Raw genomic sequence first — 25,926 nt, 5'->3', positions numbered from 1 at the left:
AGTAATAGCCTTGGGCCCACCATGGACGATCGTGAAGCACAGCGCCGCGCGACGCTCGGCCAGTTCCTGCGCTCGCGGCGCGAGCGCCTGACCCCGAGCGACGTCGGCCTGACCGGAGGACCCCGGCGCAGAACACCCGGCCTGCGCCGCGAGGAGGTCGCGCTGCTGTCTGGCGTGAGCGTGTCCTGGTACTCGTGGCTGGAGCAGGGGCGCCCGATCGCGGCGTCCGGCCAGGTCCTCGACGCGCTGGCCACCACCCTGCGGCTGAGCGGGGCCGAACGGCGCCATGTCTTCGACCTCGCCGGCGAGAACGACTCCGGTCCGCACCCGGTCGCCGAGGGCTGTCCCGCCGTGGGCGACCACCTCCGCGCCACCGTCACCGCCCTGGCCCCGAACCCGGCCTGCCTGCTGGACCGGCACTGGGACATCCTCGCCCACAACGAAGCCGAGGCAGCCCTCTACGCCGGCTTCGACGAACTGCCCGCGAAGCGCCGCAACATGATCTGGCTGTACTTCGGCTGGCAGCCCATGCGCACCATCCTGAAGAACTGGCAGACCGAGTCCTGGGCGGTGCTGGCGCAGTTCCGCGCCTCCGCCGACCGCCACCCCGACGATCCGCGCTTCGCCGAGATCGTCGACGACGTCTCCAGCACCGACCCGGGGTTCCCCGCACGCTGGGATCGCCACGACGTGGCGGGCTTCACCCCGGCACTCAAACGCTTCGACCACCCACGGCTCGGACCGCTGACGTTCCGGCAGACCAAGCTGATCGCGGCCGAAAACCCCGACCTGCACCTCGTCGCGCGATTTCCGGCGGATCCTTCCACCCGCCGGGCGCTGGAGGACACCACCGCGCGGCACATCACGGGGTGAGACCCGGTCACTGCTTGGGCGCCCCCAGCAACTCGTCAGCCGTCACGAAGCGGTGCTCCTGCGGCTGGAGCACTTCGTAGAGGTAGCCGAAGTACTCCGTCTGCGCCGTCCTCGTCAGCACCGCGAGCAGGAAGGCGACGCATCCCACGTCGTGATGCTCCCACAGAGGGCCGCGCCCCTCGTTGTAGAGCACCGTCCACTCGTCGGGGTGCTGACCGGGCCGCACCAGCCAGTACAGGAACGCCCCCGTGCCCTCCTCGAACGCCCACGGCAGGACCCGCGCGCCCGGCTCCAGCAGTTGGGCGGGGCTCTCCTCGCCCATGTCCCACAACCCGGCCAGGATCTCGGCCCGTTCCGCGGTCTGCGCGTGCAGGTCGCGGTCGCCGTGGGCGGAGTCAGGCACGAGCAGCCAGACCGTTTCGTCGAACAGTCCGTCGCCGTACCTCTCGACCAGTTGCTTGTAGTCCGCGGGCAGCGCCGTGCCGAGGGCGCGCTCGGCCTCCGCCCAGTCCACAGCGGGCAGTGGGCCGACCGGCGGCGGGCAGAGGTGAACGAGGTCGTCGAAGGCTCGCCGAGGCTGCGTCATGAGCCCATCATCGCCTAGTTCGTGCCCACGGATGTTCTCGGTGGGCTTCACCAGGCCACGGGCAGTTCCCTGATCCCGTGGACCGCGCGCCCCTCGAACGCCAGGTCCTCCGGCGCGGGACCCTCGAGGCGCAGTCCTGGCAGCCGGTGGAACAGCATCGGCAGTGCGATCTGGAGTTCGGCCCGGGCCAGTGACTGGCCGAGGCATTGGTGCAGACCGTGACCGAAGGCCAGGTGCCGGCCGGCGTCCCGGGTGAGGTCGAGCGTGTCCGGGGCGGTGAAGACCGCGGGGTCCCGGTTGGCAGCCTGCAGGGCGATCACCACGCCTTCGCCGGCGCGGATGGTGACCCCGCCTATCTCGACGTCCGCCGTGGCGATGCGGCGCAGCCCGATGTGGACCACGGTGAGGTAGCGCAGGAGTTCCTCCACCGCGCCCGGCACCAGAGCCTCGTCCGCGCGCAGCGCGGCCAGCTGGTCGGGATGACGTAGGAGCGCGACGGCGCCGAGCGAGAGCATGCTCGCGGTCGTCTCGTGCCCGGCGATGAGCAGTTGGACGAGCAGCCCGGCCGCCTCCGCCCGGGTGGCCTCGCCGGTGGCGACGCGTTCCGTGGCGAGCCTGCTCATCAGGTCGTCGCCGGGCTCTCGCGACTTGGCGGCGAGCAGTTCCTGGAGGTAGCCGAACAGCGCCGCCCAGCCCGCCCGCATGACCTCGGGGCCGGCGGAGACGGTGGCGAAGGCGGACGCCGCTGGCACACCACCTTCGAGAGCACCAGCCTGCCCGGCGTCCGCGCGGCCGTCCGCGCCGGCCTCGGCGCCGCCGCCCTCCTCCCGGCCACCGTCGAACCGGGCACCGCCGCCCGCGGTCTGCCCCAGCTCCCCGAGGTCGAACTCGGACTGGTACGACGACCTGGCACCGAGGGCGACCCACTCGTCGACGCCGTCGAAGACGTCCTCAAGCGGCTGGTCTGAGCGGCTACCCGACATCACCCCGGTCGAGGACCCGGACGTCGCCGCCTGGCTGCTGTCCAAGGAATGGACAGCCACACGGATGCCGAACGCACGGCGGCCGGTATCCGACTCTGGCGGGGTGTGCACGGCACGTGGCTGTCGGACAACGGTTGCCCCGGCCCGATTCCGGCGGGCCGGGGCTCCATGTCGTGCGGTCGGTTGAGGACTAGTCCCCGTGGTGACGGATCACGCGGAAGCTGGCGACCACGCCGTGCTCGACCTTGACGGCGTCGGTCGGGCACGGGTGGACGCCGAAGCTGGAGCTGTGGGGGCCGACGGTGGCGATGGGAGCGCCGTTGTCGCAGACCGCTCCGCGGAACACCTCGACAGTCTTGTTGCTGTCGTTGCGGACGTTCACGCTCTTGGCGCCCAGGTCGCTGAGGACGGTAATGCAGTCGCCCGGGCGGCTGGAGTACGACCGCTCGTTGATGTGGATGCGGCCCTCCTCTCTGCGGCGCTCCTCTCCGCGACCCTCCTCTCCGCGACCCTCGTTGCCCTTGCCCCAGCTCTCGTTGTTGTTGCCCTGTCCGGAATCGCCACCCTGGGGTGCCGCGACGACAGCGGCCGGGGCCGCCTGGGGCGCCGAGGCAGAGGCAGCCGAGGCGTAGGTGAGGCCAGTCGCGGCCAGGGCAGCGGTTGCCCCGACAGCGGCGGTGACCATGGTGGAACGAGCGATCTTCATATCGCTTCTCCTGTCTCTGACTCAGAGAGATGCCGACCCGTCGGCCGACTCGTCAATGAACGTACACACAGTCGACATGACGGTCATTTCGGAAGATCGGTGCTACAGCGCCGTTCGGGGCATCTACGGCGCCATGCGCCATGTTTCGGGCATCTGGCTGGATATCAACTCCACACTATGAAAAGCAGATTGGCATACGATTAGCCTTTTCGAATGATCTTCTGACGCCTGCTCACCCCTTACGGTCAGCGTGTCGCTCCGGATGCGATGAGGTGAGTCGTGTTAAGGGGCTCGTAACGCGTCGACATGACAGCCCGTCGCCGCAGGACACGGACCGGCAACGGGCCCGCCAAGATTCACCCAAGCACCACACAGGAAGCTCTTAGGCAAGGCTCACCTAATCTATGGTGGAGTCGTCCCCAGGGCCGCCTGCCCCCACCAGGCCCACCCTCAGAGCACGTCCCCCGGAGTTCTCCCCATGTCCAGCGCGAACATCGCCCTGCTCGGCGCCATCGCGGGCTTCACCATCTACCTCGGTCTCCCGCTCGGCCGGCTGCGCACACCGACGCCGCGCCTGAGGGCCGGACTGAACGCCGTGGCGATCGGCATCCTCGTCTTCCTCGTGTGGGACGTTCTCACGCACGCCTGGGAACCGGTCGACGAAGCGCTGAGCGACCACCACTGGGCGACGGTCGCCTCCGGCGGACTCGTCCTCGCCGCCGGGCTCACCGTCGGCCTCGCCGGACTGGTGTACTACGACGCCTGGACAGCCCGCCGCCGGGCCGCCGCCGCGCGTCCCACCGGTCCGGGCGCGGCCGCGGCGACGGAACTGGCACCGAAGACCCGCAGCCAGGCGGCCTCGCTCGCCCTGATGATCGCGACCGGGATCGGCCTGCACAATTTCGCCGAGGGCCTGGCCATCGGCAACTCAGCCGCCAAGGGGGAACTCTCCCTCGCCGTGCTGCTCATCATCGGCTTCGGCCTGCACAACGCCACCGAGGGCTTCGGTATCGTCGCCCCGCTCGCCGCCGAGGGCGAACGCCCCTCGTGGGCCGCGCTCTTCTGGCTGGGCCTGATCGGCGGCGGCCCGACCTTCCTCGGCACCCTCGTCGGCCAGCACCTCGTCGACGACACCCTCTCCATCGCCTTCCTGGGCCTGGCCGCCGGCTCGATCCTCTACGTCGTCATCGAACTGCTCGCCGTGGCCCGCAAGGCCAACCTGAAGACCCTCACCACCTGGTGCGTCCTCCTCGGCCTGCTCCTGGGCTTCGCCACCGACGCCGTGGTCACCGCGGCCGGCGCCTGAGCCTCCCGAGTCCCGCGGGCGGATATCCGACCTCCCCGCGCTCCCCCGGCGGTGCATGTCCGCCGGGGGAAAGACCGCCTCACGCCCGGGATTCAGCTGGTCGGTGGCTGGATGTAGTCCTCCAGGCGCGCTACGGCGAATCCCTGCGCCTGGATGCGCCTGAGCAGGTTGGCGAACATCTGCGTCATCGTGGCGCCCTTGAGTTCACTGGGGCCCCGGAAGTGGGCGAGGATGATGTCACCGGGACGCAGCTTCTTGTCCGGCGCCTGGTACTGCATGTTGCGGATCTGCATGGACTCCCGCCACCACACGATCGCGCGGGGTCCGCACTCCCCGACCGCGATCTTGGTGTTGTCGTTGTACGCGCCGTAGGGCGGGCGGAAGAGCAGCGGTGCGGTGCCGTACTCCCGGGTGAGGATCTTCTGGTCGCCGCACACCTCCTCCTTCTGGCGGGCCAGGGGGATGGTGCTCATCACGGGATGGTGCAGGGTGTGGTTCTCGATGGGGTTGCCCAGTGCCTGCAGTTGTTTGAAGTACCCGTAGTCGGACTTGATGGCGTCGTTCATCAGGAACATCGTGATCGGGATCCTCAGGTCCCGCATCATCCCGATGAACTTGGGGTCCTTCTCCTGTCCGTCGTCCACGGTGATGAAGACGACCTTCTGCGTGGTCGCGATGTGGGTGAAGACCGGAACGGTTCCGGTGGCGGAGAGTTTCACCGGCTTGTCGGCAGGTGGCTTCGGGGCGGCCGGCAACGGCGTCAGGCCCCACTTGCGCCAGGCCGTGGTGTCGGGAGTGCTGGGCGCGCTGCCGACGGCGCCGCTCGGCGCGGCGGGCGGCGAGGTGAGGCCCGCATGACCGCGTCCGCTGCCACCGCCCGTGCTGCAGCCGCCGACAGCCAGGGCCAGCGCGACCGTCGCCGTCACCGGCCGGTACCACCCGCCCCGACCCATGTGCCATTTCACCGTGCCGGCTCCCAGCTGACCTACGACCATGATTCGCTGAGAAGATAACCTGACCAGGCAAGAAAAAGATCTATAGCCAGGTGTGAATTCACTACGCGGCAGACCGCGTGCGACACCGTGGTGCCCACCCCGTCACGGGGGCGGTTGGCCGTCAGCCTTGAGGAGTTCGTATGCGCTACTACGACCTCGGCAGCCACGGCCGGCGCGTGACGACGTCGTCCTCCGAGGCGCAGACGTGGTTCGATCGCGGGCTGAACTGGACGTACGCCTTCAACCACGAAGAGGCCGTCCGCTGTTTCGAGGCCGCCGCCGCGGCGGATCCCGGGTGTGCCATGGCCGAGTGGGGCCTGGCCTACGCGCTCGGTCCCAACTACAACAAGCCCTGGGAGTTCTTCGACGAGCAGGACCTGGGGCGGACGGTGGGGCGTGCGCATGCCGCCGTGCGGCGCGCAGAGGCGAAGGCCGTCGGCGCGACCCCGGTCGAACAGGCCCTCATCGGCGCGTTGCGTGCCCGCTATCCACGGGCCCAGGCCCCGGGTGCCGACGACGGTTCCGTGTGGAACGTCGCCTACGCCGACAGCATGCGGGGCGTGCACGAAATGGCGGCCGACGACCTCGATGTGGCCACCCTGTACGCCGACGCCCTGATGAACCTCACGCCCTGGCGGCTGTGGGACATCCGCACGGGCAGGCCGGCCCCGGGTTCGCGCACCGCGGAAGCGCAGGTGGTACTCGAGCGGTTGATCGCCACGGAGGCGGGCCGGCGGCACCCGGGTCTGCTCCACATGTACATCCACCTGATGGAGATGTCCCCGACGCCCGAGGCGGCCCTGCCCGCGGGCGACCGGCTGCGCGGCCTGGTACCGGACGCGGGCCATCTTCAGCACATGCCGTCACACCTGGAGGTGCTCTGCGGCGACTACCGCCGGGTGATCTCCGACAACACCGAGGCGATCGCGGCCGACGAGAAGTTCCACGCCAGGGCCGGGGCGATGAACTTCTACACCCTGTACCGGTGTCACAACCACCACTTCAAGATCTACGGCGCGATGTTCCTCGGCCGCTTCCAGGACGCCGTCGAAGCAGCGGACCGGCTCGAAACGGCCGTACCCGAGGAACTGTTGCGCGTGGACAGCCCTCCCATGGCGGACTGGCTGGAGGGCTTCCTCGCGATGCGGGTGCACGTGCTCATCCGCTTCGGCCGCTGGGACGACATCCTGAGTCTTGCGATGCCGGACGACGCGCAGTTGTACTGCGTGACCACGGCCATGCTGCGGTACGCGCGCGGGGTCGCTCTCTCGGCCTTGGGCCGGATCGACGAGGCCGACGCGGAACGGGCGCTCTTCCGCGAGGCCGCCGCCCGGGTCCCGGAGACCCGGATGCTGTTCAACAACACCTGTACGGACATCCTGGCGATCGCCAGGCACATGCTGGACGGCGAGCTGGACTACCGCAGGGGGAAGCACGAGTCGGCGTTCGCGGCACTGCGCCGGTCGATCGAGCTGGATGACGGCCTTCCGTACGACGAGCCGTGGGGGTGGATGCAGCCCACCCGGCACGCATACGGCGCGTTGCTCCTCGAACAGGGCCTGGTCGCGGAGGCCGAGGCCGTGTACCGCGCCGACCTCGGGCTCGACGGCACGTTGCCCCGCCCGCTGCAGCATCCGGGCAACGTCTGGGCGCTGCACGGCCTCCACGAGTGCCTCGTACGGCTCGGCAAGGAGGGAGAGGCGCAGATCGTGGCCCAGCAGCTGAAGATCGCCGCGGCGATGGCGGACGTACCGATCGAGGCGTCCTGCTTCTGCCGCCTGAACACCGTGGCGGGTTCCGCGGCCCGGCACGGCTGCTGTGCCGGAGAGCGCTGAGCATCACCGGTGAAGGCCGCGCAGGGCGGTGCCGATGGCGGCGACGCCTTCGTCGATCTCGTGGGCGGGGCCTGCCGCGTAGCCGAGGACCAGGCCCGGTGGCCCGGGGTTGATCCGGTGCCAGGAGAGTGGGTGCACCTTGACGCCCCGTGCCAGAGCGGCCGCGGCGAGGTCGGTGTCGCGCAAGCCGTCGCCGTGGGCGCCTCCCCACGGGGCGTCGAAGGTGACCATCAGGTGCAGGCCGGCGGCCGCCCCGTGGACGCGGGCGCCGGGCAGGTGCTTCTCGATGGCTCGCAGCATCACGTCCCGGCGCCTGCGGTGGCGCAGCCGGACATGGCGCAGGTGACGTTCCAGCTCGCCCGAGTCCATCAGGCGAGCGAGAACGAGCTGGGTGAGGATGCCGTTGCCGAGGTCGGCGTACCGTTTGGCCGTCACGAGGGCGTCCCGCCGGCCCGGCGGGACGAGGAGCCAGCCCACCCGAAGCGCGGGCGCGAGGAGTTTGGAGACGCTGCCCGCGTAGCAGACGCCGTCGGGCAGCAGCGAGCGCAGTGCCGGTACCGGCGGCCGGTCGTAACGGTGCTCGGCGTCGTAGTCGTCCTCGATGACGACCCCGCCGTCGGCCGCCCAGCTCAGCAGTTCGCGGCGGCGTTCCCCGTCGAGGACGACCCCGGTGGGGAACTGGTGGGCCGGGGTCAGCAGCACCGCCCGGGCGCCGGTGGCACGCAGCGCCGCGACGTCGAGGCCGCCCGCGTCCACGGGGACGGGGACGATCTCGTGGCCGCTGTATTCCAACTGCTGGCGCGCTCCGAGCGAGCCGGGGTCCTCGACGGCGATGCGGAGGATCCCGTCCGCCCGCAGGAGTTGCCCGAGCAGGCCGAGGGCCTGCGCCACGCCCGCGACCACCACCACCTCGTCCGGGTCGGCGCGGATACCGCGGTTGCGGGCCAGCCAGCCGACCACGGCCCGGCGGAGGGCGGGGGCACCCCGGGGGTCGCCGTAGCCGAAGTCGGCCGGGGTGACGGACGCGAGGACGGCACGTTCGGCGCGCAGCCAGCTGGTACGGGGGAAGGCGGCGAGGTCGGGGACGCCCGGGGAGAGATCGATGTGGCAGGGCAGGGCGCGCAGTGCGTCGACCACGCCCTCGCGGTCGTCCGAGCCGAACAACGCGGGGCCCGCCGTGTCGCGGGCGCGTTCGCTGGGTGCGGCGGGAGCCGCCACGACCACCGTGCCGAGCCGGCCGCGACCGGCGATCTGGCCGGACTCGGCGAGCCGCCGGTAGGCCTCGGTGACCACGCCACGGGTGACGCGTAGCTCCTCGGCGAGTACGCGGCTGGCGGGCAGCCGCGCTCCGACAGGCAGCCGGCCGTCCGCGATGGCCGACCGCAGCCTGTCGGCGAGCCAGGCGGTACGTCCGCCGGGCGGCGCCTGCCCGATGTCCAGCTGGAGGAAGTCCGAGCCGGCGGCCGTGCCGGAGGCCGGCGTGCTGTCCGCCGGCCCGTCCGCCTCCGTCGCCGGGCGCGGACTTTTGGACCTCTGTGCCGAGGGCATTGTGGACCTGTCCATGACGTCCATTGTGGGGGCAGCGTAGGCCGCATGGACACACCTTCCGCTTCGTTCGCCCGGCTCTTCCCCGGCATGGTCGGCATGACGCTGGTCGGCAGCAGCGTCACCGTCTCGCGCACGCTCGTCGACGCACCGCTGTTCACTACTCAGGCGGTCCGGTACGCGGCCGCGACCGCGATCCTGCTGGTCATGGCCCGGCTCACCGGTGCTCGCCTGGTGTGGCCACGTGGCCGGGAGTGGGTGTGGCTGGCCGGGATCGCGGTCAGCGGTCTGGTGCTGTTCAACGTGGCCGTGGTCCGGGGCGTCGCGCACGCGGAGCCCGCGGTGGTCGCCGTCGCGGTCGCGTGCGTACCGGTGGTTCTCGGGGTGGTGGGACCCGCGCTGGAGCGACGCAGGCCGAGTCGGCAGGTCCTGTTGGCGGCGCCTGTCGTCATGGCCGGTGCGGTGCTGGTGGAGGGAACGGGCCGCACCGATGCCGTCGGGGTGGCCTGGGCGGCGCTGGCCCTCGCCTGCGAGGCAGCGTTCACGCTGCTCGCCGTGCCGGTGCTGCGCCGGCATTCGCCGTGGGGAGTGTCCGTGCACGCGATGTGGCTGGCCGCCGTGCTGCTGGCCGTCCTCGGCGGGGCATCGGAAGGGCCTTCGGCCGTGCGGAAGTTGACGGGTGCCCAGTGGGCGGCCGTCGGTTATCTGGCGTTGATGGTGACGGCGGTCGCCTTCGTGCTGTGGTACTCGACGGTCCGCGCCGTCGGGGCCGGGCGAGCCGGGTTGCTCACCGGGCTCGCACCGCTCGCCGCGGCGGTCGTCGGCGCCGTCTCGGGCAGCGGCGCGCCCAGGCCGTCGGTATGGCTGGGCATCGCCGTCCTGGTCCTCGGACTGGTCGGTGGCCTGCGCCGGCGTGACATTCCCGCCACGGAGGTCACGGCCGTGGATCAACCGGCCTCGCACACCGGCATTCCGATCGCGGAGATCGCGACGGAGGAGGGTTTCACCGACCAGAGACCGCGCTGACGGGCCTACCTGACGTCGTGAGCGGTCTGTTCCAGTGGTGATGGGATCGTTCAAGATCTACGGCGCGTCCCGCAATCTCGGCGGGCTGATCAGCACCACCCTCGGCGCGGAAGGCGCGCTGGTCGCGGTGCACTACAACAGCGACTCCTCCCGGGCCAGGGCCGAGGACATCGTGGCCCAGATCAGCAAGGGACCGGGCGAGGCGTTCGCGATCCAGGCCGACCTGACCAGGCCGGCCGGGGTGGAGCGGGTCTTCGACGAGGTCGTGAACCGGTTCGGCAAGCTCGACCACAGCATCAACACCGCCGGCATGGTGCTGAAGAAGCCACTCACCGAGATCACGGAGGAGGAGTACGACCGGATGTTCGCGGTCAACTCCAAGGCCGCGTTCTTCGTCATGCGTGAGGCCGCACGCCGTATCGAGGACGGCGGGAAGATCATCACGATCGTCACCTCGCTGCTCGCCGCGTACACCGGCCTGTACTCCGCCTACGCGGGCAGCAAGGCTCCGGTCGAGCACTTCACCCGGGCCCTGTCCAAGGAACTGTTCGGCCGGAACATCTCGGTCAACAACATCGCTCCGGGACCGATGGACACCTCGTTCTTCTACCCGGCCGAGGACGAGGAGTCCGTCGCGTACCACAAGTCCTCCGCGATGAACGGTGACCTCACCAAGATCGAGGACATCGTGCCGTGGGTGCGGCACCTGCTGAGCGACGGCTGGTGGGCCAACGGCCAGACGCTCTTCCTCAACGGGGGCTACACCACCCGCTGACCGGCGGCCGACGGCGGGATGTTCTGGTTGGCGTGGAAGAAGTTGTCCGGGTCGTAGGCGTGCTTGACGGCTGCCAGCCGGTCGTAGTTGCCGCGGTAGGTGGTCCGGACACGCTCCGGGCTCTCCTGTTCTCCCAGGAAGTTGATGTAGGAGCCGCCCATGGAGTGGGGGTGCAGGTCGGTCCAGTAGTCGACGCACCACCGCCGGATCAGGTCGGCGTTGCCGGGTTCGGGGTCGATCCCCGCGACCACGCCGGACCACACGGCATCCCGGTAGGCCCAGGCCGTGTCGTCGGCACCGATGCCGTGGGGGGCGCCGTCGACCGGGTACAGGTGCATCGTCGACAGGCCGGTGGGGAGGTTCTGGCCGTACTTCTCGTGCACCGCGACGGCGTCGTCGGAGATGGTGTCGAAGAAGTCACCGCGCCAGTACCACTGCAAGCCCCTGCGGAGCAGGGTGTCGAACAGGGTCTGCAGGGCGGGGTAGGGCATGGGAGTGGCGAAGTGGAAGGCGGTCGGTGCCGGGTCGTTGACCACGGACAGCATGTCATCCAGGCGGCTCTGCTCCAGGTCGCCGGTGCAGCACCACACCACGGCGCACATCTTCTGCCCGTCGATGGGCTCCGGGAAGGGCGGGCCGGGCGGCACGACGAGCATCGCGAAGAAGCCGTACAGGTCCGCGGGCGCGGCGGGCAGGAACGCGCGGTACCACTGCAGCACCTCGCGGACCCGGTCGACGGGCCACACGGTCACCGCGACGCCGACCGTGTGCACGGGGTGCAGCCGGAAGGTGAACGACGTGACGACTCCGAAGTTGCCGCCGCCGCCCCGCAGCGCCCAGAACAGGTCCGGGTGGTCGTGCTCGGAGGCGGTGGCGAAGGAGCCGTCGGCGAGGACGACGTCGGCGGACAGCAGGCTGTCGATGGTGAGACCGTACCTGCGGGTCAGATATCCGTGCCCGCCGCCCAGGGTCAGGCCTCCCACCCCGGTGGTCGACATGATCCCGGCCGGCACGGCGAGGCCGAACGCGTGCGTCGCGTGGTCCAGATCGCCGAGTTGGCTGCCGCCGCCCACGCGCGCGATCCTGGCCTCCGGATCCACGTGGACCCAGCGCATGGGCGACAGGTCGAGCATCAGCCCGTCGTCCAGCAGGCAGAGCCCGGGCCCGCTGTGGCCGCCGCCGCGCACCGCCAGGTCCGTCCCCGTCTCCCGCGCGAAGGTGATCACGTTGCGCACGTCCGCGACGTCGACGCACTGCGCCATGGCCGCGGGGCGCCGGTCGATCATGGCGTTGTAGATGCTGCGGGCCTCGTCGTAGCCCGGATCCCGGGGAGCGAGGACGCGTCCTCGCAGAGCGTCGCGCAAGCTGAGCAGAGCCGTGTCGTCGATGTCGCCCATGGCCGGACACACCCCTCCGGAAAGACAGTGGTCAGTCAGTGGTCACGGACGTGCGGGGCGCGGCGTCCGGGCGGCTGGCGGGGGCGTGCGCGACGTTCCGTCCGCGCGGCGGGCAGGTGCCCGCGGGCACGCGGACACGCTGCCTGTCACCAGTCTCGGCGGACCGATTCCCGTCCGCATCTCGATCGTGCGCCTCGCCCTCGCCGTACCTGCCCTTGGTACGGGGAGACGGCCTACCCGGTGATCGTTCCGTAGCCGTCGTTGTCCAAGCCGGTCTGGCTCTGGGAGGACCACAGCCGTCCGCTGGTGCCGAGCGAGCTGACGTCGGCGATCACCAGGGAGTCGACGTCGTCCCGGGGCAGGTCGCCGGCCTGAGCGATGTCCTGGGCGTACGCGCGCTGCGCACTGCCCGCGGCGGCCGTCAGGGACGGGGTGGTCGGCGACCAGGGGGAGGCGAGCGCGGTGGCGCCCGCGCCGACACCGAGCGCCGTACCGCCGAGCGTGCCGTCGGTGTCGCGGTCCAGGATGTTGCCGCTGTTCCAGACCGTCTGATGGGCCATCTGGTAGGAGGCGTTGGATGGCGTGCCGGTGACGGGTCCCGCGATGAAGGCGTTGTCGGCCACGTCGTGCTGGAAGGTCCCGCCGGAGTTCCCGGCCGTGTACCCGCCCTGGTAGTCGTAGACGACGTTGCCGATGAACTGCGTGTCGGCCTTGGCCAGCGGGTTGCGGTTGTGCGCGTCGGCGAAGACGTCGTGGTACCAGGTGAACGGTCCGCCCTCGGTGTGCGCGGCGAACCGCTGCCCGATCGGGTCGGCGATGATCGAGTTCTGCACGGTGATGTTCTTGGCGCCGACGGCGTCGACGTCGTCCCACTTGGCGAACTCCACCGACACATGGTCGAAGACCATGTCACTCGCGTCGGCGAGCGCGAGGCTCGCCTTGCCGTTCGCCGGGTCGAGCGTGCCCTCCCGGAATCTGACGTACCGCACGATGTCGTTCGAGGAGTTGGAGAAGGACACCTCTCTGCCGCGCAGGCCGATGCCCTGGCCGGGCGCGGTGTCGCCCTCGATGGTGAGGTCGTCGGCCACGGACACCGCGGAGTTCAGCGTGATGTAGCCGCCCACGTCGAACACCACGATGCGATGCGATCTGCTCACCGCGTCCCGGAACGAACCGCTGCCGGAGTCGTTGAGGGTGGTCACGTGGTACGTGGTCCCGCCCGTGCCCCCGGTGGCCGACGCGCCGTAGCCCACCGCGCCGTCGAACGCCAGCGCCGCCCGGGCGGCCGGGACCGGACCGGCCGGATCCGCCCAGGAACCGGGAGCGAGCACGGCGACCGCGGCCGCGCCCAGGGCGGTGGCCGCGGCGATGACGGTACGGCGTGGGGTCCGGCGTCTGCGTGAAGTCATGTCTGCCTCCGACTCGTTGCGACTCGTTGATGCCGTGAAGTCGCTGGCGACCGCGGATCGGTTGCCGCCGATTGACGCGTGTGACGGGCGTTGCTACGTTCCCCCGCTGACGGTAAGCGCTTTCTCGCATGCTCCGCGCTCCTCCCGGATCCCAACCCCCGTGAAAGGAACCGGAATTGGCCATCAGCGGACGATCCGTACTCGCGGCCTCCGCCGCCCTCGTCCCCCTCGGCGGCGCGGGCGCGGCCGTCCTCACGGCCGCCTCTCCCGCCCGGGCCGCGGGCTTCGGCTACACCAGCGGCGGCGGCTACTACGCCGTGAACACCGGCGCCGGACTGACCTTCAAGATCAGCCAGAGCAACGGCGACATGACCACCCTCAACTACCACGGCACCGAACTCCAGCCCTCCGGGACCAAGGGATCCCACGTCGAGTCGGGACTGGGCAGTACGGCGACAGTCACCGCGAACCGGACCGGCAACTACGTCATCGTCACCGAGTCGGTCACCAACTGGTACGGCAGCGGCACCCTGATCCACTACTTCGTCGTCGCGAGCGGCCAGAACACCATCTACATGGCAGCCTACGTGGACTCCGCGGGCGGCGGCGAACTCCGCTGGATCCAGTACCTCGACCGCTCCGTCCTCAGTAGCATCAACACCTCGTCCGACATCAGCGGCGGCACGGCCATCGAGTCCTCGGACATCTACCAGGTCGGCAGCCAGACCCGCTCGAAGTACTACTCCAACCGCCGCGCCCTGGAACTGACCCCGCGCGGCGTCACGGGCGGCGGCATCGGCGTCCACATGGTGTACGGCAACCGGGAGAGCAGCGCCGGCGGGCCCTTCTTCCGCGACATCGAGCAGCAGGGCACGAACTCCTCGATCGAGCTGTACAACTACCTGTTCTCCGCCCACAACCAGACCGAGAGTCAGCGACTCGGCGTCCTGTACGGGCCGTACGCCCTCATGGTCGGCGGCACGGGCACGCCCAGCGCCCCCGACATGAGCTTCATGTACGGGCTCGGACTGCGCGGCGCGGTGGCGAACTCCGGGCGCGGTTACGTGAGCGGAAAGGCGTCCGGCGTCGCGAGCGGCTCCGCCGCCCTGGTCGGCTTCGCCAACGGCACGGCGCAGTACTGGTGCACGCCGGACGCGTCGACGGGCAACTTCAGCAGCCCGATGATGAAGCCCGGTACGTACACGCAGACGCTGTACCAGGACGAACTGGCCGTAGCCGCCCGCACGGTGACGGTGACCGCGGGCGCCGCCACCACCGGCCAGAACATCACCTCGGCCTGGTCGACGCCCGCCGCGCTCTTCCGCATCGGCGAGTGGAACGGCACACCCACGTCGTTCAGGAACGGCTCCCGGCTGACCTCCATGCACCCCTCCGACGCGCGGATGAGCAGCTGGGGACCGACCACCTACACCGTGGGCAGCAGTTCCGTCTCCGACTTCCCCGCCTACCAGTGGAAGGACGTCAACAACCCGGCCAGGGTGGTCTTCTCGCTCACCTCCGCCCAGATCGCCGCCCGCACGGTCCGCATCGGCATCACCGCCGCGTACGCCGGCGGCCGCCCCCAGATCACGGTGAACGACTGGACCTCCTCCGTGCCCGGCGCCTCCGGCCAGCCGAGTTCCCGCAGTCTGACGATCGGCACCTACCGCGGCAACAACACCGTGTTCACCTACTCCGTCCCGGCCAGTGCCCTCGTCGTCGGCACCAACACGATGACCATCAACGTCATCAGCGGTTCGGGCGGCAGCGGTTATCTGAGTCCGGGCATGAGTTACGACTGCGTGGAGATGTACTGATCCCGGCGGGCCGCCGGTACGCGGTAGCCGGTCAGCCGGGCCGGCCGGTCGGCATGACGGTGACGTGCGGAAGGTTCACGCGCGGCGGGAGGCTCGCGAGGAACCCGACGGTCCGCGCGATGTCCAGGGGCTCGAGACACGGCGTCCGACCGTACCTGCTTGGCGCCCGGCTCGGCCCGCAGAGTGCGGGAGAGGTGGCTGACGTACGCCTTGGTCGCGGCGTAGACGGCGAAGGCGGGCAGCACGGAGTGCGCCGCGACCGACGAGGTGTTGATCAGGTCGGCCACCCCTCGCTCGGCCCCGGCGTTCACCAGCTGAGGCGTGAACGCGGCGACGACGTTCGTCAGACCGGTGACATTGAGGTCGACCTCGGTGCGCCATCCCCCGTCCGCCGGCGTCTCGGCCGGGTGGAAGAGCATGACGCCCGCGTTGTTGAAGAGCAGGTCGGCACCGCCCAGCTCGGCGGCCACCCGGTCGGCCGTCGCCCGGACCGCCGTGGCGTCGGTGACGTCGACGGCCACGGCCGGGGCCTGGCCGCCGTTGTTCTCGATGCGGGCGCCCAGTTCCGCCAGGTGTTCGGCGGACGCCTCGCCCAGGCCGCTGCGACGTCGAGCGGGAACTCGGCGCGCGACGGTGACACACCCCAGGGCCTGCGTACGGCCGTCGACGCCGACGGCCTGGACTCCATGGCGGCAACCTCCGCGGCCCGCGCCACCGACGAGGAGGGGCACCGTGCCGTGGCCCTGCCCGGAAGGCAGCCCCGCGGCCGGGATGCGCGGCCGAGAGGGGCACTTGAGAATGGTCTCGGTACACCATCGGGCCACTGGGGAAGGCGGTCGCCTTCCATGACGTATGTCGCCGTCACCGCGCTGAGTCATCCGGGACTGGTCCGCGACGGCAACGAGGACAGTCTGGTCGCCGGGCCGTGGACGCTGTGCTCCACCGTGACCGAGAATCCGCAGACGCTGGTGTTCCCGCTCGGTACGCCGCTGGTGGTCGCGGTCGCCGACGGGCTCGGCGGCCAGCCCGGCGGCGAGGTGGCCAGCGCCCTGGTCGTCCGCCGGCTCGCCAGGACCGGGCCTGGTCTGACCGACGAGGACGCCGTCCGCCAAGCACTTCACGCGTGCAACCGCGAGGTGTACGCGGCCGCCGAGGCAAGCGGCGGTGCGCTGACCACGATGGGCACGACCGTCGCGGGAGCCGTCGTGTCGCCACGGTCGCTGCTGGTGTTCAACGTCGGGGACAGCCGGGTCCTCGCCGCGCCCAGGTGCGGGGTGCTGCAGATCAGCACGGACGACAGCCCTGCGCCGGAGCCGGGGCGGCGCACGACCTCCGTCGTGACTCAGGCCCTCGGCGGCACTCCGGAGTACCGCCCGGTCGTCCCCCATGTGACCACCGCGTCCGTCTCCCCCGGCGACCGGTACCTGATCTGCACCGATGGACTGACCGACCCGCTGCCGACCGAGGTCCTCGACGACATACTGCGTGAGCACGCCGACGGACGAGCCGCCTTCGAGCTCTGGAAGGCCGCAATAGCGGCCGGCGGCCCCGACAACATCACACTCGCCGTGGTACGCATCGCCGACGCATGACGGGGAGCGGTCAGTCGGGTCGGCCGGGGGGCGGCAAGAGGTGCCGGGTGGTCCAGGCACGGTGATGTACTGGGATGGTGGTGGCTGGGCCTGGATGGCCTTCGTGCCCCTGCTGTGGATCGGGCTGATCGGCCTCGTCATATGGGCCGTGATCCGCCTGACGCACAGCTCGTCCGCAGGCGCCTCCGGCCCCGGCCGCGGCTGGGGAGGCATCGAGCACCGGGAGACCCCGGAGGAGATCCTCGACCGGCGCTACGCCTCGGGAGAGATCGACACGGACACCTACACCGAGACGCGCGAACGCCTCGCCGCCCACCGGTCCGGGCCACGGTGAACCGGCCCCGGGGGCGCGCGCTGCCGCTGGCCGTGCTGATCGCCTCGATCGTCCGGGCCGCGGGCAACGGCTCCCCGTCGTGGCGGCCGTGGGCCGGGATGATGACCGGCGCCAAGGTGCCCCAGCAGGCACGGGTCCGCGATCTGGCCGACGCCGACCACGCCGCCGGGCGCTTCGCGGAACGCCGGGGCCTGCACGTCGGGGAGGTCATGCGGTTCAGCAACATGGCCGGGCCGAACTCCGCCCGGACGGCCCCGCTGCCCGGGTCGCGGCCCGGTGCCGCGAAGATCGGGCCCGGACAAGCCGTACGGATCGCCGCCCAGTGGCTGCGTGACCAACATCGTCGGCATGCTCTCGGTCAACGCGGCCACCGGCGATGTCTGGTACCACTCCTGGCACGGCCGCTTCCACGACCCCGAGGCCATCGAGCGCACCAGCGGCGGCTTTCGCAGTAGCCGAATTGCGAAATTCTGCAATTGCTTAGATGCTATGTCTGCTGCACTCGCAGGAAGCCGCGAGCACAGCGTCTGTACGTACGCCCCTGAGCGGGGCTCTGTGAGGGAAGCTGAGGGGTCGTGTCGGTTCCGCTGTATCAGGCGAAGGCGGAGTTCTTCCGGATGCTGGGGCACCCGGTGCGGATCCGGGTGCTGGAGCTGTTGCAGGACGGGCCGACGCCGGTGCGGGATCTGCTGGCCGCCATCGAGGTGGAGCCGTCCGGTCTGTCCCAGCAGCTGGCGGTGCTGCGCCGCTCGGGAATCGTCACGTCCACCCGCGAGGGCTCGACCGTCGTCTACGAGCTGGCGGGCGGTGACGTCGCCGACCTGATGAAGGCCGCGCGCCGGATCCTGACCGAGATGCTCGCCGGGCGGAACGAACTGCTGGCCGAGCTGCGGGAAGCCGAGGTCACCACCCGATGAGCACCTCTGCCGCCCGTGCGGTCCTGACCCGGATCACCTCGCTGCTGCCCTCTCGCTCCGATCTGGCTCAGATACGGCGCGATCCGCGCCGGGACCTGATCGCCGGGCTCACCGTGGCGATCGTGGCGCTGCCACTCGCCCTCGGTTTCGGGGTGTCCTCCGGACTCGGTGCCGAGGCGGGTCTGGCGACCGCGGTGGTCGCCGGTGCGCTGGCCGCCGTGTTCGGTGGGTCGAATCTTCAGGTGTCGGGGCCGACCGGTGCGATGACGGTGGTCCTCGTACCGATCGTCGCCCAGTACGGTCCGACCGCCGTACTCATGGTGGGGCTGATGGCCGGCGTCATGCTCGTCGCCCTCGCCCTGCTCAGGGCCGGGCGCTATATGCGGTACGTGCCGGCGCCCGTGATCGAGGGCTTCACGCTCGGTATCGCCTGCGTGATCGGGCTCCAGCAGGTGCCGAACGCGCTCGGCGTGCCCAAGCCCGAGGGCGACAAGGTGCTCGTCATCACCTGGCGCGCGGTCGAGGAGTTCGTCAAGGCGCCGAACTGGACCGCCGTCGCTCTCGCGGTCGCCGTGGTCGTGCTCATGCTGGCGGGTGCCCGGTGGCGGCCGACCGTGCCGTTCTCCATCGTCGCGGTGATCGCCGCCACGGTCGTGGCTCAGGTCGCCCACCTGGACGCGAAGCCGATCGGCGACCTGCCCGCGGGGCTGCCCGCGCCCTCCCTCTCCTTCTTCCATCCCGACGCGCTCGGCTCACTGCTCGCCCCGGCCGTGGCGGTGGCCGCGCTGGCCGCGCTGGAGTCGCTGATGTCCGCGGCCGCCGCCGACGCGATGACGGTGGGACAGCGGCACGACCCGGACCGGGAGCTGCTCGGCCAGGGTCTGGCCAACATCGCCGCCCCGCTGTTCGGCGGTGTCCCGGCCACCGGAGCCATCGCCCGGACCGCCGTGAACGTCCGCACGGGTGCGGGTTCCCGGCTGGCCGCCCTCACCCACGCCGCCGTCCTCGCGGTGATCGTCTTCGCCGCGGCGCCCCTGGTGTCGAAGATCCCGCTGGCGGCGCTGGCGGGTGTCCTGCTGGCCACCGCGATCCGCATGGTCGAGGTCGGCTCGCTGAAGGCGATGGCGAAGGCGACGCGGTCGGACGCGGTGATACTCGCCCTCACCGCGGCGGCGACGCTGGCGCTGGACCTGGTGTACGCGGTGATCATCGGCCTGGTCGTCGCCGGAGCCCTGGCCCTGCGCGCGGTGGCCAAGCAGGCCCGCTTCGACCAGGTACCGCTCGACCGGGGGGATCACACCGCAGAGGAGCACGCGCTGCTCGGCGAGCACATCGTCGCCTACCGCATCGACGGACCGCTGTTCTTCGCCACCGCGCACCGCTTCCTGCTGGAGCTGACCGAGGTCGCCGACGTACGGGTCGTGATCCTGCGGATGTCGCGGGTGTCCACGGTGGACGCCACCGGCGCCCTCGTCCTCAAGGACGCCGTGGAGAAGCTCAACCGGCGCGGCATCCTCGTCCTGGCCTCCGGCCTACGTCCGGGCCGGCGCCAGGTCCTCGACTCCGTCGGCGCCCTCGATCTGCTGCGGCACGAGGGCCGCGAGTACGCCACCACGCCCGAGGCGATCCAGGCCGCCCGGGACCACCTGGAGACGGCCGGTGTCCTGCCCGTCGTCCCGGCGCAGAGGACGAGCCCGAAGGGCGCCGGCACCAGCGAGGAACCGGCCCGATGAGCACGCAGCTGGAAGCGCTGCCGCACCGGCACGTGCTCACCCTGCCCACCGAACCGTCAGCCGTCCGTGTGGCCCGCGAGACCGCTGAACAGACCTTGACGGAGTGGGGCATCGGACTGCGGCACCCGACCGTGGGTCCGGCCCTGCTGATCCTGAGCGAACTGGTCACCAACAGCGTCCGGCACGCCGCCGTCCTCTCCCCGCAGCTCACCGTCGTCTACGCCGCCGGCCGGGACTGCCTGGCCTTCGGCGTCCACGACCGTCACCCCCGTCAGCCCCCGCTGTACACGTCCGCCCCCGGTACCGGCGGCCTCGCCACCGTGATGGAGCTCGTCCTCGGCCGGGGCGGGACCGCGGTCGTACGACGCGACGCCGACGGCGAGGGCAAGACCGTCTGGATCACGCTGCCCCTATGACCCCGGCCCTGACCCGCAGCAGTACGACCACAGCAGTACGAGGAAGTTCCATCCCCATGACCATCGACTGGCGCTACACCATCGAGCAGGATCTCGGCGTCCTCTCCGTCGCCGGGTATCTCGGCCCGGACGCGGTACACCGCTTCACCGGCGCGATCGGCTGGGTCGTCGCCCGCGGCACCGGGCCGGTCGTCCTGGACCTGACCGAGTTGCGCGGCTGGTCCGCCGAGGGCCAGCTGGCCATCACCGAGGCGGCGCGCCGCCTCGTCGGTTCCGGGCGGAGCCTGGAGCTGGCCGCCATCCCCGCCGACGGCTCACTGGTCCCCGCCGCCGACTGTCCGCAGATCCCGGTGCACTGCGACCTGACCACCGCCCTCGCCGCCCACGGCCGCGAACCGTCGGCACCGCAGACGAGCCGGCAGGAGTGGCGCACCGACGGCTGGTCCGCCTGACATCAGCATCACGTTTCGTATCGGCTCACCGAAAGAAAGACACTGGTCCCATGAGTGACAATCTTCCCGCCTGCCCCGAGTGCTCCGGCACGTACACGTATGAGATGGGCGCCCTCCTCGTCTGCCCCGAGTGCGGCCACGAGTGGTCGCCGTCCGCCGCGTCCGCCGACGCCGGCGGGGACAGGGTCGTCAAGGACTCGGTCGGCAACGTGCTCGCCGACGGCGACACCGTCACCGTGGTGAAGACCCTCAAGGTCAAGGGCAGTCCGACCGGGATCAAGGCCGGCACCAAGGTGCGCAACATCCGGCTCGTCGACGGCACGGACGGTCACGACATCGACTGCAAGATCGAAGGATTCGGCGCCATGCAGCTGAAGTCCAGCGTGGTCAAGAAGGTCTGAACCGGTTCTGCCGCCGGGCCTGCGGTCGGGTGCTGAGTTCGGCTCTGCCCGTGCCACACGCGAGGATGGATCGCATGTTCTTCACGAGTGGATGGATGCGATGCCGAGTGCCCCGGCCGGCCGGGCCGTGCCCTGCCGGGGAGAGGAGGGCACGGTGAGTGCGCCGCTGTACCAGCTGAAGGCCGAGTTCTTCAAAACCCTCGGCCACCCGGCCCGCATCCGCGTCCTGGAGCTGCTGAGCGAACGCGAACACGCGGTCGCGGAGATGCTGCCCGAGGTGGGCATCGAGCCGGCGCACCTGTCCCAGCAGCTGGCGGTGCTGCGCCGGGCGAACCTGGTACGGACCCGCAAGGAAGGGTCGAACGTGTACTACTCCCTGGCCAGCCCCGAGGTCGCGGAACTGCTGCGGGTGGCCCGCTCGATCCTCTCCGGCGTACTGGCAGGGCAGGCTGAGTTGCTCGCCGACCTGCGGGCAGCTCAGCCGGAGGGGAAAACGCCGTCGTAGCGGCGGGCATCGAAGAGCTACAGGAGGGGCAAAGCCTCCTGAAACTAGGCAAAACACAGGAAAAGCCTCGTAACTCCGACCATGGGTCGCCTTGTTTGTCACAGGCGGAAGTCCTCACCACCCGTACGGAGAGGTTCATGGGCCTGTTGCGCAAGATCCGGACCACCGGCCGGATCGCCGAACCCTCCCCCACGCTCGGCTTCGCTCGCGCGGGGGGACCCCCATCGCCGCGCCCGGCGGGCGAAGTACCCGAGCCGGCACGGCAGTTGCGCGGTTCGGCGCAGGTGCGCTGTGTCGACGCGGGTTCCTGCAACGGCTGCGAGATCGAGATCGCCGCGGCCTTCGGCCCGGTGTACGACGCCGAGCGGTACGGGGCGCGGCTGGTGGCCTCACCGCGGCACGCGGACGTGGCGCTGGTGACCGGACCGGTGACCCGGAACATGGCCGAACCGCTGCGCCGCACGGTCGCCGCGATGAGCGCACCGCGGCTGGTGGTCGCGGTCGGTGACTGCGCGGTCGACCGCGGGGAGTTCGCCGGCGGGCACGGCGTCGAGGGCGCGGTCGCCGACGTCGTACCGGTGGATCTGACGGTGCCGGGGTGCCCGCCGGAGCCGACGGCGATCGTGGCGGCGCTCAGGACAGTGACCGGACGGTGAGCGCGATTCCGGCCGCCCTCGCAACGGCCACCGTGCTGGGCGGTGCGGGGGCGCTGGCGGGTCTCGCGCTGCCGTACCGGCCGCGGGTGCCGGTCGTCGGAGTGCTGACGGCCGGTGTCGGGGTGGCCGGCGTCGCTGCGGGTGTGGCCGCACTGGGCGGAAGCCGCTGGGAGGCCGTCTACCCAGGGCTGGTGCCGCTCGCCGGGGCACATGTCGCGGTGGACGCGTTCGCGGGTCTCTTCACAGCGGTGGCGGGGGCCGTCGTAGCCGCGGTGGCGGTGTACGGCATCGGGTACGCGGCCGGGCACGGCGCTCACGGGCTTGGTTCCCGGACGTCGCAGGCGGTGCTGCCGCTGTTCGCGCTCAGCCTGCTGCTGGTGCCGATGGCGGCGTCGGTGTCCACGTTCCTGCTGCTGTGGGAGGTGTCGGCGCTCGGCTCGCTGCTGCTGGTGTCGGCCGAGCACCGGGACCGTGCCTCGGTGCGGCAAGCGGGCGTCTGGTACGCGGTGATGACCCACCTGGGGCTGGTGCTGCTGCTGGCCGGGTTCGCGCTGTTCGCCGCGCAGGCGGGCGGGGAGAGCTTCGCCGCGCTGCGGGCCGGCGCACACGGCATCTCGCCGGCCGTGCGCGGGCTGGTGTTCGTGCTGGTGGCGCCGGCGTTCACCTCGAAGGCGGGCGCGGTGCCGCTGCACGCCTGGCTGCCGCGGGCGTATCCCGAGGCCCCCGGCCCCGTTGCGGCGCTGATGAGCGCCGCCATGGTCAACCTGGGCATCTACGGCCTGGTGCGCACCGCGCTCGATCTGCTCGGGGGCGGTCCGGCGTGGTGGTGGCTGGGACTGCTGGCGGTGGGCGGGGCGAGCGCCGTGTACGGCGTCCTCCAGGCGGCGATGGCGTCCGACCTGAAGCGGCTGGTGGCGTACTCGAGCAGCGAGAACATGGGCCTGGTCCTCGTCGGTGTCGGCGCCTGCGGGTTGTTCGCGGCCCATGGCGACCGGCCGCTGGCCGCGCTGGCGCTGGCGGCGGCGCTGCTGCATGTGGTCAACCATGCCGCGTTCAAGGCCCTGTTGTTCTGCGCGGCCGGTTCCGTCGTACGGTCCACCGGCCTGCGCGATCTGGACCGGCTCGGCGGGCTGCGTTCCCGGATGCCTGTCACCGCCGCCTTCTTCGCGCTGGCCGCGCTCGGCGCGGTGGCGCTGCCGCCCGGCAACGGTTTCATCAGCGAGTGGCTGCTTCTGCAGTCCCTGATCCACGGCCTGGAGGTGCCCGGGGTCGCGGTCGCGGTGGTGCTGCCCCTGTCGGTGGCTCTGATCGCGTTGTCGGCCGGCATCGCGGCGGCCGTCTTCGTGAAGGCCCTCGGTGTCGGCTTCTTCGCCCGGCCCCGCGACAAGCGGGCGGCGTCCGCGCGGGAGGCGCCGCCGCTGATGCTCGCCGGGATGGCTCTGCTCGGCGCCGGGACCGTGACGCTGGCGGTGGTGCCGGGACTGCTGGGAGGCGGGCTCGACCGGGCCGTCGGCGCGGCCGGGCTGCCGGGCAGCGGGGCGCTCGGGGGCGGCGGGCTCGAGGTCCGGCTGACCGGGATCTCCGCATCGCTGTCCCCGCTGTGGGTGGTGGCCGCCCTCACGGCCGGGATCCTGCTCGCCACCGGGCTGCCCCGGCTCTGCGGCCGCCGCCGGCGCCGGACGGACGCCCGGCTGTGGGACTGCGGGGGCGGGGCTCCGACACCGCGCATGACGTGCACGGCGACCTCGTTCGCCGAGCCGTTGCAGCGCGTCTTCGACGATGTGCTCGCCCCGGAGCAGCGCGTGGACGTCACCTTCACACGGGAGTCGGCGTACCTGGTGCGACGGGTCCGGTTTCAGCACCGGGTGCCCGACCGGATCGAGCACCGTCTGTACGACCCGGTGCTGCGCGCGCTGTCCGGCGCGGGGCAGGCGGCCCGCATGCTGGCGGGTGGCAGTGTGCACCTGTATCTCGGCTACGGCTTCGCCGGGCTGGTCGTCCTGCTGCTGGCACTGGTGGTGGGCTGGTGATGAACGGACTCGGGTATGTGGCCGTCGCCGGCCAGGTCACGGTCGTGGCGGCCGGGGCGCCGCTGCTGACCGGGTGGATGCGGCAGGTCCGGGCCCGTCTGGAGGGGCGGGCCGGGGCCGGAGTGCTTCAGCCCTGGCGCGATGTGCGCAAGCTGCTGCGCAAGGAACCCGTGACGCCGGTGGGGACCGGGCCCGCTTTCCGCGCCGCCCCTGCCCTGCTGGCCGCCACCACCGTCGTGGCCGCCGCGCTGCTGCCGCTGCTGTCCACGGACACCCCCGTGAGCGGGCACGCGGACCTGATCGTCGTGGTGGCGCTGATCTCGCTCGGCACGATCGGCCTTGCCCTGGCCGGGCTGGACACGGGCACCGCGTTCGGCGGAATGGGCGCCTCGCGGGAGATGACGGTCGCCTCCCTGGTGGAGCCGACTCTGCTGCTGTCGGTGTTCGCGCTGTCGACGCCTGCCGGGACGACCAACGTCCCCGCGATCGTCTCCGGCGCCATCCACCAGCCGGTTCGTCTCTCCTCCCCGGCCGGGCTGCTGGCCGTGGCCGCGCTCGCGGTGGCGGTGCTCGCGGAGACCGGCCGGATCCCGGTCGACAACCCCTCCACCCACCTCGAACTGACCATGATCCATGAGGCGATGGTGCTGGAGTACGCCGGGCCCGATCTCGCGCTGGTCGAACTCGGCGCGCAGATGCGGCTGACCCTGCTGCTCGGCCTGCTGTCCTCGCTGTTCGTGCCGTGGGGCATCGCCATCAGCCTCTCCTGGGCCGCTCTCGTGGTGGCGCTGGTGCTGTTCGCGGTGAAGATGGCCGTGCTGGGGGCGGTCCTCGCGGCGGCCGAGGTGTTCTGGGCCAAGATCCGTCTGTTCCGGGTGCCGGAACTGCTCGCGGGGTCCTTCCTGCTGGCGCTGCTGGCGGTGACCGCGTCGTACTTCCTGAACGGAGCGTCATGAGCGGCGGTCTGTACACCCAGCTCCTCGACCTGTCCTGCGGTGCCTTCCTGCTGGCGGCCGTGCTCGTGCTGTGGCGGCACGAACTCGCCGCGATCGTCCGGGCCCTCGCCCTCCAGGGCGTCGCCCTGGCCGCGATCGTGGTGCTGCTCGGCGCGCGCCAGGAACGAGGGGACCTGACCGCCGTGGGCATCGCCCTGGGGATGCTGAGGTCGGGCGTCCTGCCGTATCTGACGCGACGCGCGCTGGCCGCGCCGGCCGGTGGCCGCGGCGGCGAAGAGGTCCGCGAGACGCAGCCCCTGGTCAATGTCGCCGCCTCGCTGCTCACCGCGGCACTGCTGACCCTGCTCGCCTACGCGGTCAGCCGGCCCCTGACCCAGCTGGACCCGACGCCGGCCACGCATGCCCTGCCGGTGGGTCTGGCCGTCGTTCTGATCGGCTTCTTCGTCCTGGTCACCCGCAGGCGCGCGCCGGCCCAGGTGGTCGGCTTCCTGCTGCTGGACAACGGCATCACCGCCACCGCCTTCCTGGCCACCTCCGGTGTGCCGCTGATCGTCGAACTCGGCGTCTCCTTCGACGTGTTGCTCGCGGTCCTGGTGCTGCAGATCCTCACCACGCGGATGCGGGACGCGTTCGGCACGACCGACATCGACGACCTGCGGGAGCTGCACGACTGATGCCGTA

At 71.2% G+C, this 25,926-nt stretch carries 28 protein-coding genes; 20 read left to right on the top strand and 8 right to left on the bottom strand.

The genetic code is table 11. The features are described 5' to 3' along the window. Nucleotides 1-21: 21 nt before the first annotated feature. On the top strand, nucleotides 22-873 hold the full coding sequence (locus tag ACH47Z_RS07000) for a helix-turn-helix transcriptional regulator (RefSeq protein ID WP_399071321.1): 852 nt from the start codon (nucleotides 22-24) through the stop codon (nucleotides 871-873). Between the two features lie 7 nt (nucleotides 874-880). Here ACH47Z_RS07000 and ACH47Z_RS06995 read toward each other — a convergent pair whose 3' ends face one another. Together ACH47Z_RS06995 and ACH47Z_RS06990 are read right to left on the bottom strand one after the other, a co-directional pair. Beyond that, nucleotides 881-1,459, bottom strand: a complete 579-nt coding sequence (locus ACH47Z_RS06995; RefSeq protein ID WP_399071319.1) for a hypothetical protein — start codon at nucleotides 1,457-1,459, stop codon at nucleotides 881-883. Nucleotides 1,460-1,506: 47 nt separating this feature from the next. After that, nucleotides 1,507-2,082 (bottom strand): cytochrome P450, encoded by a 576-nt coding sequence (locus ACH47Z_RS06990; RefSeq protein ID WP_399071317.1) that lies wholly within the window; start codon nucleotides 2,080-2,082, stop codon nucleotides 1,507-1,509. On the opposite strand from ACH47Z_RS06990, the gene ACH47Z_RS06985 reads away from it, so the two are divergent. Continuing rightward, nucleotides 1,990-2,427: a LysR substrate-binding domain-containing protein gene (locus tag ACH47Z_RS06985; RefSeq protein WP_399071316.1), complete on the top strand. Its 438-nt coding sequence runs from the start codon at nucleotides 1,990-1,992 to the stop codon at nucleotides 2,425-2,427. The genes ACH47Z_RS06990 and ACH47Z_RS06985 overlap by 93 nt on opposite strands. A gap of 205 nt (nucleotides 2,428-2,632) precedes the next feature. Here ACH47Z_RS06985 and ACH47Z_RS06980 read toward each other — a convergent pair whose 3' ends face one another. Next, nucleotides 2,633-3,148, bottom strand: coding sequence for a hypothetical protein (locus ACH47Z_RS06980; protein ID WP_399071314.1), 516 nt, complete (start codon nucleotides 3,146-3,148; stop codon nucleotides 2,633-2,635). 478 nt (nucleotides 3,149-3,626) lie between these two features. Here ACH47Z_RS06980 and ACH47Z_RS06975 point away from each other — a divergent pair, with 478 nt between their 5' ends. Further along, on the top strand, nucleotides 3,627-4,454 hold the full coding sequence (locus tag ACH47Z_RS06975; protein WP_399071312.1) for a ZIP family metal transporter: 828 nt from the start codon (nucleotides 3,627-3,629) through the stop codon (nucleotides 4,452-4,454). Between the two features lie 92 nt (nucleotides 4,455-4,546). On the opposite strand, the gene ACH47Z_RS06970 is transcribed toward ACH47Z_RS06975, so the two are convergent. Beyond that, entirely contained in the window at nucleotides 4,547-5,419 is an 873-nt protein-coding gene (locus tag ACH47Z_RS06970) for a polysaccharide deacetylase family protein (protein WP_399071310.1), read from the bottom strand. Between the two features lie 170 nt (nucleotides 5,420-5,589). On the opposite strand from ACH47Z_RS06970, the gene ACH47Z_RS06965 reads away from it, so the two are divergent. Beyond that, nucleotides 5,590-7,284 (top strand): tetratricopeptide repeat protein, encoded by a 1,695-nt coding sequence (locus tag ACH47Z_RS06965; protein WP_399071308.1) that lies wholly within the window; start codon nucleotides 5,590-5,592, stop codon nucleotides 7,282-7,284. A gap of 3 nt (nucleotides 7,285-7,287) precedes the next feature. On the opposite strand, the gene ACH47Z_RS06960 is transcribed toward ACH47Z_RS06965, so the two are convergent. Continuing rightward, nucleotides 7,288-8,847 (bottom strand): PLP-dependent aminotransferase family protein, encoded by a 1,560-nt coding sequence (locus tag ACH47Z_RS06960; RefSeq protein WP_399071306.1) that lies wholly within the window; start codon nucleotides 8,845-8,847, stop codon nucleotides 7,288-7,290. A gap of 30 nt (nucleotides 8,848-8,877) precedes the next feature. Here ACH47Z_RS06960 and ACH47Z_RS06955 point away from each other — a divergent pair, with 30 nt between their 5' ends. Both ACH47Z_RS06955 and ACH47Z_RS06950 read left to right on the top strand, forming a co-directional pair. After that, nucleotides 8,878-9,855, top strand: a complete 978-nt coding sequence (locus ACH47Z_RS06955; protein WP_399071304.1) for a DMT family transporter — start codon at nucleotides 8,878-8,880, stop codon at nucleotides 9,853-9,855. Nucleotides 9,856-9,895: 40 nt separating this feature from the next. Further along, entirely contained in the window at nucleotides 9,896-10,630 is a 735-nt protein-coding gene (locus tag ACH47Z_RS06950; protein WP_399071302.1) for an SDR family oxidoreductase, read from the top strand. On the opposite strand, the gene ACH47Z_RS06945 is transcribed toward ACH47Z_RS06950, so the two are convergent. Continuing rightward, nucleotides 10,615-12,027, bottom strand: a complete 1,413-nt coding sequence (locus ACH47Z_RS06945; protein ID WP_399071300.1) for an FAD-binding oxidoreductase — start codon at nucleotides 12,025-12,027, stop codon at nucleotides 10,615-10,617. The two genes, ACH47Z_RS06950 and ACH47Z_RS06945, sit on opposite strands and share 16 nt — an antisense overlap. Nucleotides 12,028-12,260: 233 nt before the next feature. Beyond that, entirely contained in the window at nucleotides 12,261-13,436 is a 1,176-nt protein-coding gene (locus ACH47Z_RS06940) for a hypothetical protein (protein ID WP_399071298.1), read from the bottom strand. A gap of 176 nt (nucleotides 13,437-13,612) precedes the next feature. Here ACH47Z_RS06940 and ACH47Z_RS06935 point away from each other — a divergent pair, with 176 nt between their 5' ends. Then, on the top strand, nucleotides 13,613-15,253 hold the full coding sequence (locus tag ACH47Z_RS06935) for a rhamnogalacturonan lyase B N-terminal domain-containing protein (protein WP_399071297.1): 1,641 nt from the start codon (nucleotides 13,613-13,615) through the stop codon (nucleotides 15,251-15,253). Here the strand turns inward: ACH47Z_RS06935 and ACH47Z_RS06930 are convergent. Then, nucleotides 15,229-15,984, bottom strand: coding sequence for an SDR family oxidoreductase (locus ACH47Z_RS06930; protein ID WP_399071295.1), 756 nt, complete (start codon nucleotides 15,982-15,984; stop codon nucleotides 15,229-15,231). The genes ACH47Z_RS06935 and ACH47Z_RS06930 overlap by 25 nt on opposite strands. Before the next feature lie 114 nt (nucleotides 15,985-16,098). Here ACH47Z_RS06930 and ACH47Z_RS06925 point away from each other — a divergent pair, with 114 nt between their 5' ends. The 13 genes from ACH47Z_RS06925 (at nucleotide 16,099) to ACH47Z_RS06865 (ending at nucleotide 25,919) form a co-directional block, all read left to right on the top strand. Continuing rightward, the gene (locus ACH47Z_RS06925; protein ID WP_399071293.1) at nucleotides 16,099-16,845 is read left to right on the top strand and encodes a PP2C family protein-serine/threonine phosphatase; all 747 of its coding nucleotides are present in this window, start codon (nucleotides 16,099-16,101) and stop codon (nucleotides 16,843-16,845) included. A gap of 94 nt (nucleotides 16,846-16,939) precedes the next feature. After that, nucleotides 16,940-17,179 carry an SHOCT domain-containing protein gene (locus ACH47Z_RS06920; protein WP_399071291.1) on the top strand — a complete coding sequence of 80 codons (240 nt, stop codon included), beginning with the start codon at nucleotides 16,940-16,942 and terminating at the stop codon, nucleotides 17,177-17,179. Beyond that, on the top strand, nucleotides 17,176-17,634 hold the full coding sequence (locus ACH47Z_RS06915; RefSeq protein WP_399071289.1) for a hypothetical protein: 459 nt from the start codon (nucleotides 17,176-17,178) through the stop codon (nucleotides 17,632-17,634). Before ACH47Z_RS06920 ends, ACH47Z_RS06915 begins: the two co-directional genes overlap by 4 nt. Nucleotides 17,635-17,754: 120 nt before the next feature. Then, nucleotides 17,755-18,096, top strand: coding sequence for an ArsR/SmtB family transcription factor (locus ACH47Z_RS06910; protein ID WP_399071287.1), 342 nt, complete (start codon nucleotides 17,755-17,757; stop codon nucleotides 18,094-18,096). Then, nucleotides 18,093-19,829 (top strand): SulP family inorganic anion transporter, encoded by a 1,737-nt coding sequence (locus tag ACH47Z_RS06905; protein ID WP_399071285.1) that lies wholly within the window; start codon nucleotides 18,093-18,095, stop codon nucleotides 19,827-19,829. The genes ACH47Z_RS06910 and ACH47Z_RS06905 overlap by 4 nt, the downstream gene beginning before the upstream one ends. Next, nucleotides 19,826-20,245 carry an ATP-binding protein gene (locus tag ACH47Z_RS06900; RefSeq protein ID WP_399071283.1) on the top strand — a complete coding sequence of 140 codons (420 nt, stop codon included), beginning with the start codon at nucleotides 19,826-19,828 and terminating at the stop codon, nucleotides 20,243-20,245. Before ACH47Z_RS06905 ends, ACH47Z_RS06900 begins: the two co-directional genes overlap by 4 nt. Before the next feature lie 56 nt (nucleotides 20,246-20,301). Then, a complete protein-coding gene (locus ACH47Z_RS06895) occupies nucleotides 20,302-20,697 on the top strand; it encodes an anti-sigma factor antagonist (RefSeq protein WP_399071281.1) in 396 nt (131 codons plus the stop codon). Between the two features lie 50 nt (nucleotides 20,698-20,747). Continuing rightward, nucleotides 20,748-21,098: a zinc ribbon domain-containing protein YjdM gene (locus tag ACH47Z_RS06890; protein WP_399071279.1), complete on the top strand. Its 351-nt coding sequence runs from the start codon at nucleotides 20,748-20,750 to the stop codon at nucleotides 21,096-21,098. Between the two features lie 154 nt (nucleotides 21,099-21,252). Then, entirely contained in the window at nucleotides 21,253-21,603 is a 351-nt protein-coding gene (locus ACH47Z_RS06885) for an ArsR/SmtB family transcription factor (RefSeq protein WP_399071277.1), read from the top strand. Between the two features lie 137 nt (nucleotides 21,604-21,740). Then, entirely contained in the window at nucleotides 21,741-22,259 is a 519-nt protein-coding gene (locus ACH47Z_RS06880; RefSeq protein WP_399071274.1) for an NADH-quinone oxidoreductase subunit B family protein, read from the top strand. Beyond that, entirely contained in the window at nucleotides 22,256-24,289 is a 2,034-nt protein-coding gene (locus ACH47Z_RS06875; protein WP_399071272.1) for a proton-conducting transporter membrane subunit, read from the top strand. Before ACH47Z_RS06880 ends, ACH47Z_RS06875 begins: the two co-directional genes overlap by 4 nt. Continuing rightward, complete coding sequence (locus ACH47Z_RS06870; protein ID WP_399071270.1) at nucleotides 24,289-25,245, top strand: respiratory chain complex I subunit 1 family protein; 957 nt, start codon at nucleotides 24,289-24,291, stop codon at nucleotides 25,243-25,245. The genes ACH47Z_RS06875 and ACH47Z_RS06870 overlap by 1 nt, the downstream gene beginning before the upstream one ends. After that, nucleotides 25,242-25,919 carry a hypothetical protein gene (locus tag ACH47Z_RS06865; protein ID WP_399071268.1) on the top strand — a complete coding sequence of 226 codons (678 nt, stop codon included), beginning with the start codon at nucleotides 25,242-25,244 and terminating at the stop codon, nucleotides 25,917-25,919. The genes ACH47Z_RS06870 and ACH47Z_RS06865 overlap by 4 nt, the downstream gene beginning before the upstream one ends. The last annotated feature ends 7 nt before the right edge of the window (nucleotides 25,920-25,926 follow it).

This window comes from Streptomyces sp. NPDC020192 (assembly GCF_044388685.1).
GTDB lineage: Bacteria > Actinomycetota > Actinomycetes > Streptomycetales > Streptomycetaceae > Streptomyces.
Note: the sequence above shows the minus strand (reverse complement) of the source record. Positions and strands in the feature narration are given on the sequence as shown.

Coding starts and splice junctions, on each gene's coding strand:
- ACH47Z_RS07000 (WP_399071321.1), top strand. CDS start 22: ATGGACGATCGTGAAGCACAGCGCCGCGCGACGCTCGGCCAGTTCCTG.
- ACH47Z_RS06995 (WP_399071319.1), bottom strand. CDS start 1,459: ATGACGCAGCCTCGGCGAGCCTTCGACGACCTCGTTCACCTCTGCCCG.
- ACH47Z_RS06990 (WP_399071317.1), bottom strand. CDS start 2,082: ATGAGCAGGCTCGCCACGGAACGCGTCGCCACCGGCGAGGCCACCCGG.
- ACH47Z_RS06980 (WP_399071314.1), bottom strand. CDS start 3,148: ATGAAGATCGCTCGTTCCACCATGGTCACCGCCGCTGTCGGGGCAACC.
- ACH47Z_RS06975 (WP_399071312.1), top strand. CDS start 3,627: ATGTCCAGCGCGAACATCGCCCTGCTCGGCGCCATCGCGGGCTTCACC.
- ACH47Z_RS06965 (WP_399071308.1), top strand. CDS start 5,590: ATGCGCTACTACGACCTCGGCAGCCACGGCCGGCGCGTGACGACGTCG.
- ACH47Z_RS06960 (WP_399071306.1), bottom strand. CDS start 8,847: ATGGACAGGTCCACAATGCCCTCGGCACAGAGGTCCAAAAGTCCGCGC.
- ACH47Z_RS06955 (WP_399071304.1), top strand. CDS start 8,878: ATGGACACACCTTCCGCTTCGTTCGCCCGGCTCTTCCCCGGCATGGTC.
- ACH47Z_RS06950 (WP_399071302.1), top strand. CDS start 9,896: ATGGGATCGTTCAAGATCTACGGCGCGTCCCGCAATCTCGGCGGGCTG.
- ACH47Z_RS06945 (WP_399071300.1), bottom strand. CDS start 12,027: ATGGGCGACATCGACGACACGGCTCTGCTCAGCTTGCGCGACGCTCTG.
- ACH47Z_RS06940 (WP_399071298.1), bottom strand. CDS start 13,436: ATGACTTCACGCAGACGCCGGACCCCACGCCGTACCGTCATCGCCGCG.
- ACH47Z_RS06925 (WP_399071293.1), top strand. CDS start 16,099: ATGACGTATGTCGCCGTCACCGCGCTGAGTCATCCGGGACTGGTCCGC.
- ACH47Z_RS06920 (WP_399071291.1), top strand. CDS start 16,940: ATGGCCTTCGTGCCCCTGCTGTGGATCGGGCTGATCGGCCTCGTCATA.
- ACH47Z_RS06905 (WP_399071285.1), top strand. CDS start 18,093: ATGAGCACCTCTGCCGCCCGTGCGGTCCTGACCCGGATCACCTCGCTG.
- ACH47Z_RS06900 (WP_399071283.1), top strand. CDS start 19,826: ATGAGCACGCAGCTGGAAGCGCTGCCGCACCGGCACGTGCTCACCCTG.
- ACH47Z_RS06895 (WP_399071281.1), top strand. CDS start 20,302: ATGACCATCGACTGGCGCTACACCATCGAGCAGGATCTCGGCGTCCTC.
- ACH47Z_RS06890 (WP_399071279.1), top strand. CDS start 20,748: ATGAGTGACAATCTTCCCGCCTGCCCCGAGTGCTCCGGCACGTACACG.
- ACH47Z_RS06880 (WP_399071274.1), top strand. CDS start 21,741: ATGGGCCTGTTGCGCAAGATCCGGACCACCGGCCGGATCGCCGAACCC.
- ACH47Z_RS06870 (WP_399071270.1), top strand. CDS start 24,289: ATGAACGGACTCGGGTATGTGGCCGTCGCCGGCCAGGTCACGGTCGTG.
- ACH47Z_RS06865 (WP_399071268.1), top strand. CDS start 25,242: ATGAGCGGCGGTCTGTACACCCAGCTCCTCGACCTGTCCTGCGGTGCC.